The organism is Okeania sp. SIO3B5 (genome assembly GCF_010692555.1).
In the GTDB taxonomy this organism is placed as follows: Bacteria; Cyanobacteriota; Cyanobacteriia; order Cyanobacteriales; family Microcoleaceae; genus Okeania.
Genome location: NZ_JAAHHG010000556.1, coordinates 1 through 6,464, shown reverse-complemented (window position 1 = coordinate 6,464; position 6,464 = coordinate 1). Strand labels below are relative to the sequence as shown.

Annotated in this window: 3 protein-coding genes and 1 pseudogene; 2 read left to right on the top strand and 2 right to left on the bottom strand. The window is 36.6% G+C overall.

Features of this window, described 5'->3' with window-relative positions; all coding sequences use genetic code 11:
• Positions 1 to 9: 9 nt before the first annotated feature.
• Positions 10 to 450, bottom strand: a pseudogene (locus F6K54_RS38080) (ABC transporter permease); the annotation flags it as partial.
• A gap of 645 nt (positions 451 to 1,095) precedes the next feature.
• Here F6K54_RS38080 and F6K54_RS38075 point away from each other — a divergent pair.
• On the top strand, positions 1,096 to 2,226 hold the full coding sequence (locus F6K54_RS38075) for an ABC transporter ATP-binding protein (protein ID WP_293089258.1): 1,131 nt from the start codon (positions 1,096 to 1,098) through the stop codon (positions 2,224 to 2,226).
• A gap of 753 nt (positions 2,227 to 2,979) precedes the next feature.
• On the opposite strand, the gene F6K54_RS38070 is transcribed toward F6K54_RS38075, so the two are convergent.
• Entirely contained in the window at positions 2,980 to 3,840 is an 861-nt protein-coding gene (locus tag F6K54_RS38070) for an Npun_R2479 family HD domain-containing metalloprotein (protein ID WP_293089257.1), read from the bottom strand.
• A 1,684-nt stretch (positions 3,841 to 5,524) separates the two neighbouring features.
• Here F6K54_RS38070 and F6K54_RS38065 point away from each other — a divergent pair.
• Positions 5,525 to 6,346, top strand: a complete 822-nt coding sequence (locus F6K54_RS38065) for a cobyrinic acid a,c-diamide synthase (RefSeq protein ID WP_293089255.1) — start codon at positions 5,525 to 5,527, stop codon at positions 6,344 to 6,346.
• Positions 6,347 to 6,464: the final 118 nt, after the last annotated feature.

The window sequence follows — 6,464 nt, the reverse complement described above, 5'->3', positions numbered from 1 at the left end:
TCGGATCTATGGGAACCAATAATCATTAACACTTGCCCAACCAAATACCTCTCGCAACCACATTTGTACAGGCCCATAAAATTCTAGTAATTCTGTGTAGGTGTAGGCCAGAACATAGGCGGGAGTTGCCAATGGTAACAGCATCGCCCATTCAAAAATGCGACTACCTGGAAAGCGACACATTGTGACTAACCATGCTGCTCCTACTCCGATGATGATAACTCCGCTACCTACTCCTACCATTAAGATGAAGGAGTTTAGGAGATAACGGGGTAAAACTGTAGAAGCTAAATGACTCCAAATTTCTCCTGTATCCGAGAAAATACTCCTGAGAACGAATAGTACGGGAGTTGAGATTAAAAAGGCGATCGCTATGACAAATACTGTCCAAGCATTCCAGTTGAAATAGTTAATTTTTTTCACATTATCAAACATTTTGACTTTATACATTAGAGAGTGTTTGTCAAATAAATATAAACCATGTCGGGTGTAGGGTGCTAATAACGCACATCTCCCACAGGAAGCAGTGCGTGAGCTGTCAAACCAATCGTGTTTGCCATTCCACACCGAAAGCGGAACGGAGTTCTATCGTTAATTTCAGAAGTTGTAAGAATTAAGAACAGGACTTACGCAAAGGCACTACATATGGTGCTTAGGTGCGTTACGCTAGCGCTAACGCACCCTACTGGACTGACACACCTTAAATGGTGCATTAGATTCAATTCAAAAGCCAAAAGTCATGCATTCAAAAGTAAGAATTTCAAGTTAAAAGCTAATGCACAGTTTTAGCTGTGTCAGTCCACTACTAATAGCATTTATGCGTAAGTCCTAAAGAATATTGTCACAAACCCTACCTTAATCTTTTGTTGATATAGCACTACAACAATTAGTTAGGACATTTTTCAATCTTAAAATCCTGTTCCCTGTTCCCTGTTCCCTGTTCCCTAGCGCGTAGTGCGTAGCGCTATAAACAGCCTCTTAGAAAAATTTCCAGAAACTTAATGAGAACATTTCTTAAAAATTAGGTTAATATAATTGAGGAGTCAATAATGTTCTAGAGATAATTTTAAGAATTTAAGGGAGGTTAAACAATAAATGGCCCAATCTTTAATTCTCTGTTTGGAGAGTGTCAGCAAACAATTTTCTCGCGCTGCTACCCCTGCGGTCCAAAATGTCAATTTAACACTGTATCAAGGGGATATACTAGGGTTATTGGGGCCTTCAGGTTGTGGCAAAACAACTTTATTGAGAATGATTGCTGGATTTGAGCAACCACAGTCAGGTATTATTACTATTAATGAGCGAGTAGTTGCTGGTGTAAATGATTGGGTGCCACCGGAGAAACGAGATGTTGGTATGGTCTTCCAAGATTATGCTTTATTTCCCCATCTGACGGTAGCCAAAAATATTGCATTCGGCCTACATAATTCTGGCAAAAAGTCAAGCAGGCAAATTAATCATCAGGTTGCAGATGCTCTGGAGTTAGTTGGTTTGTCTGGTTTGGAAAGTCGTTATCCCCACGAACTTTCTGGGGGTCAACAGCAACGGATAGCTTTGGCGCGTGCTTTGGCACCAAATCCAGCTTTAGTATTATTGGATGAACCTTTGAGTAATTTGGATGTACAAGTCAGAATCAGATTACGGCAAGAATTACGAGATATTCTCAAAAATGCTGGTGCTTCGGGAATTTTTGTTACTCACGATCAAGAAGAGGCAATGGCTATTTCCGATCAAGTGGTAGTAATGCGAGCTGGATGTGTGGAACAGTTTGGTACTCCGGAAGATATTTATACTGAACCTGCTTCTCAGTTTGTGGCTGAATTTGTAACTCAGGCTAATTTTTTATCTGCACGTCGTCAAGGTCAGTTGTGGGAAACGGATCTTGGAGGTTTTGAATTAACAGATAATCATTTATTTTGTGGAAAAGTTGGTAGCTTAGATGAGTTCGATCAAGTTGAGTTAATGATTCGTCAGGAAGATTTGATGTTAAAACCTGATGATGGCGGGTCTGTAGTGATTCGCGATCGCCAATTTTTAGGTCGTGAATTTCGTTATTCTTTACGCACTGAATCTGGACAAGAGTTAATTGCTCGTACAACTCCACAAGTAGCATTGCCCATGGGAATTAAGGTTAAGGTATCTATTGCAGAAGATTGTTTGAAGGTTTTTCCTTCTACATCTACTGAAAATTTGGCTCAGTCTTCTTCCCTAATTAGAGTTTGCTGAAAAAGTCTTTTGGTAGTGGTAGGGAATAGGGAATAGTTAAGACTCAGGAGTTTAGGAGAGTTATATCATCTCCGGATAATAGCGTGATAAAACACTTTTTCTCATGAGCGCCTTTTCTTCCCTTCTGCCTCCTGCCTCCTGCCTCCTGCCTTCGGACCTCCAAAGTGTAAGTATTCAACCGGACATGATATTATAGATGAAGTCCTTGAAATAATGGTTTGTTGATTTGTCTGCCTCGCCCCTGCCCCAAAATACTCAATTTTTCAACTTCATTAACTGAAAAGCTGGTATTTTGGGACGATTATGTTTGTAACTGGTCAGTTATTTCCGCCATTCTGCACTAGCTATGAAAAACCCAGGTTTCCCCAGTCATTAGCTTTAGAAACCTGGTTTCTCTAGATAGTATTGACATCCTCCCGACGCTGACCTACAGTACAGTGCGGGATTCCCATCCATCATTCAAACAGACACTCGCTGAACAAATGACTCAGGGCGGGTTGACACCTCACTGGAAAATGCTGGCTTGCCAGTCTAACTCTTCCTCCATGTCCGTTTAACGTCTCCGAGTGCCCCTCGGCGACTTGATTAAAAGGCAATAGTAGTCTCAACCTTGGTTTTTGGTTGAGTAACACTTACATTTTAACAAAACATCTGTAAAACCTCTCTTATTGATTGGTTTTCATCCCGACGCTCCCCTACGGGAGAGCGCGGGTCTTCAACCAACGTTGAGATAAATTTTGCCTCGATCGCTAACTAACTGATAGCTACAGTCTCTTCAACAGCATTATCATGTTCTACTCGGAAAACATTCGCACTTAAGTTAGCTACGATCTGTTTGCCTTGTTGAGTAAGATTTAGATAAGCGATCGCATCCTTAACGTAGCTATAAACTACATTCCAGTAAAACTTAGGATAGCCCCGACGTAAATCACCTGGATTATAATATCCCAGTATTTTATTCTGGCCTGTTTCCTCAAACTCGTAGAAAAGAGCACTAATTTTTTGCAAATAACGGGGGTCGCTTAACTGACCTATTAGATCTGCTGCCCTCACCAAACCAGGATAGTTTTCCTTATCCTGATGGTCTTCATCTGCTGGTACAGGAAAACGAGTCAATTCTATGTTACGCTTAATCACTTCTGCATCAATTAACTTATGACCTCCAAAGCGTTCCTCAATAAACAGTTTACCTCGGTCAACATGATAAGGAGTTAGGTTAGCATCCGTAGCGCCTCTAGGTAAAGATACACTCGTACCATCTATACCTGTAGCATACAGTCTTAAGTCTCCTCTATCTTGACAACATACACCCTTGACATAGCCAATATCATGACAAAGTAAGGAAATGTGATAGTGTAGCCAATCTTCACAAGAAACTCCACCTTCACGGATATGCTTCCCGCGTAAAATTTCTTGTCCCACTAAAGTTACAAGAATAGTATGTTCCACATTGTGATACAGGGCATCACTATTAGCAATATTTTCTAATGCCATTCCAGCTGCCCAGGCAATAATATCAGCATAATCTGCTTTATATCCACCATAAGTATGACGATAGCCATTAGTCAGCCGTTTTATGAAGGCATCAATTAAAAGTTCAGTGGAGTTAAACATCTACAGTCTCCTAATATAAATTTTCTATTTCACTTAATTTTAGTTGAATGAACTGATACTCTTTTTTATTTACCATCATAAATAAATTGCCTCACCTCATTTTCTTTTTTTATTCCTCTATACTACTTATTATTATTATTTTTAGCCATAGTGAAAAATTTAATTTTAGGTTTCATATAAATATCAATTTTATCTTATTTGTGAGATATCCTAAGCTCTTAGAGCTGATTTATAAAGTAAATATGAAGATGATAAATACATTAGACATCTCCTCCATGCATAGGGAGTAGGGGCGAATCGCGATTCGCCCGTACAGGAGTAGGGAACCCACCACTAACCCCTCTGGTGGAGGGGAAGAATTGATAATTTCTTTGGGATAATTGATTTTATTTTTTATTATTGGAAATGTCTATTACAGTGCAAGAGTTTAGCCATATCTAAGTCTTCTGGGCGTAATTTCCAGCAACCCTAGTCTAGAAAGAGTTTTCCTGCGGAATGCTGCGCAAACAGCTTAGTTTACAAATCAGCTCTTAGGGTCTTAGGGAGCAGGGAACGGGGAATAGGGAATGGGAAACACCTAAGCCATCAAATTATCACAAATGATTTAGGATTGCTATATCTACATTGATTAAATACTTAGATGCTGATGCTATCCAAAGTTTAAGATGGAAGAGCATTTATCAATTATTTTGTCATAGTTTTTCATTTTATATTTCAGACTAGATTGTCATGTTTATATTTTACAAATAGTTCTGTGAAACTTGCAACTTTTATTATCATATTCGTAAGCATTCACCTATTAGCATTCAGCTTTTCGGTGCGGAATGCTGTGCAAACAGTTTTTAAACATACAGGACTTACAAAGGTTAGCTAAGGGCGACCAATTTATTCATAAGTTTTAATTTTCCTTGGAGACTAATTCCTCCTGAACTTGTGATAATAAGTTAATAACTCATAGCTGTTAACGTTTCCCTTCGCGATATATTTGTGGAGCATGACCATAGGAAAAAGCGTTAGCTCCTCTGTAAGAGGCAGTTCCGACCGTAGAAGGTTAGCTGATTGCTTAATGCTTACTCATATTCTTTGATCGTGCAATCGTATATAAAAATGTTTTAGTAACATAGTAAAATATTACATTTTTATTTAATAATGTAAAAAAAATATGTTCATTATGATTTTTTATGATTTTTTATAAATTTCACATGGATAAATATCTTGATTTATGAAGCTTCTTAGTAAAAATAACCAGATTTTTTAACTATCAAAAAAAGTTTTTATACTTCATTTTTAGTTATTTTTACTCAAGATAATGTTGATAATTAAAATGTAAATACCATGTATTGCAGTGCTATTTACTATTGACAAATCAAGTCTAGCATTCTATTTTTATTCAAAATAGCTTGATTTAATTATATATCTGTAGAAGTATGGAAAAAAATCATAGCTTCATTCCTTGATTAGCTATTATAATTATAGTTAATACTCTTTATTAGATAACTAAAATTGCCTATATATTTAAAACCTTTATACTAGGTTTTTTAACAATTATTGTATGTAATTTCACCTTGATTTGTCTGTGATTAAAATCTACTATTAGCTGTGATAGTAAAAAATAGTTAATGTGATTTGAATCACAAAAATAAAAAACATTATATTAGCACTTGTAAAAATCAAAATAGTAATAATGAAAAATAGCAACAATAAATATCAAAATATCTTTTCTGAAGCCAATTCTGAAGATAGTATATTTAATAAACTACCTCAAGAAGTTAAACAATGGGCAGCTCGCTTACCTTGGAATCAACGCCGTTATGTTCTATCTTTTTCTTATATTTTATGTGGTTCTTCTCCAGAAAAACAAGCAGAATTTTTAGATGATTATATAGCTGATGGTTTAGCAGTAAAAATGCTACAAGATATAGATACAATTAATAGAGTTAACAAATATTTAAGACGGTTTCGTGCCGAAACTACAATTAATGAAAATGTACTCAGAAACTATATTAGGCAATATTATATTCATTCTGCTCAAGATGCACGCTGTCAAACCGAACAATATTTAGAATCTGCTTTAAAGCTAGTAATTAGTACAGAAAAAAGAAATCACATATTTAACTATATTTTGGGATTTGAATTGATTAAGATTATGTTCACAATGAGTTGGCTACAACATGAAAAATTAGCTCGTCTTCAAACAAATCAAGATAATTTTCTTAAAACATATATCAAACCAATTCAATATGCTCATCAAATTAATGGCATTATTGTACCGAAAGATAAAGGAATATTTTTTGCCAAAAGAGATTATTATGTGCAAATACCCCAACTATCTCCAAATAAGTTAGTGGCTTTAGTAATAGCAACTTTTACAACTGATAAAGTTACTAAGTGTGGTTTTGCGATCGCTCGCCATATTAAAGCTTTAAAATTTGACTTTGATTATATATTTCAAGAAGAAGAAGAAGAAGAAATTTTTCCTCTCGAATTTGAGTCTATAGTTAATTAGGGTTTGCTGAAAAAGTCTTTTTTAAGGAGCGGGGGAGTAGGGGAGTAGGGAAGTAGGGGAGTAGGGGAGTAGGGGAGTAGGGGAGTAGGGGAGTAGGGGAGTAGGGGAGTAGGGGAGA